This is a genomic window from Parendozoicomonas verongulae (assembly GCF_009711465.1).
GTDB classification, from domain to species: Bacteria; Pseudomonadota; Gammaproteobacteria; order Pseudomonadales; family Endozoicomonadaceae; genus Sansalvadorimonas; species Sansalvadorimonas verongulae.
Window position 1 is genome coordinate 2,301 of record NZ_SMME01000652.1, and the last position, 628, is coordinate 2,928.

Annotated in this window: 1 protein-coding gene; it reads right to left on the minus strand. The window is 46.3% G+C overall.

The annotated features are described in order from the left end of the window. Positions 1-95: 95 nt before the first annotated feature. Positions 96-628: hypothetical protein (locus tag E1189_RS24960; protein WP_230460046.1), on the minus strand; the 533-nt coding region annotated here is incomplete at its 5' end.

Genomic DNA, 628 nt, shown 5'->3' on the forward strand with positions numbered 1-628 from the left:
AAAGGCTATGAAGCTCCTTGAGAAGTTCCATGCCTGGAATCGAGGTTAAGTACCCAAACCATCGGGTACTTAAACGAATAAGAGCCGCTACCGCACTACTGCTTGACGGAACGGGGTGACCGGTAAGCGGCTCTCATGCTCTCCCCAATCCTTTCAAGGGCCATATTGCGACATAACGCATCATTGATCTCCCCTCCCCAGTGATAATCAATAGGGATGTTAGACAGTGGATCCCGGAACCCGGTTTTTTTATATTTGGTGTTGCTTAAATGCGTTGTCGCACACGTTCGGCAATAGGCATAGGGAGATAATTCTCTCTTAGAACCTGCTAAATAAAACTGGACTGCTTGCTGCTCTGTTTTGTTGGAAAACAGGTTGTTACAGATAGGGCATTCACCCTCATCTCTACTGATGCTTACAGTGTCATCAGATAAGTGAGATATAAAAGATGGGTAGTCGGTGTCAGTAGCTTGTGAACTCGAAGGCCCGGCACTTGTATAAGACCTTGCACCGTAAGAACTGCTGCCGATAGACACAGAGCTAGAGAACTTTTCGAGTGATCCGACATGTAGCATATCAAAAGCTTTTTGAACCTCGGAGGCGATTATTTCGGCATCCATATGCCAAG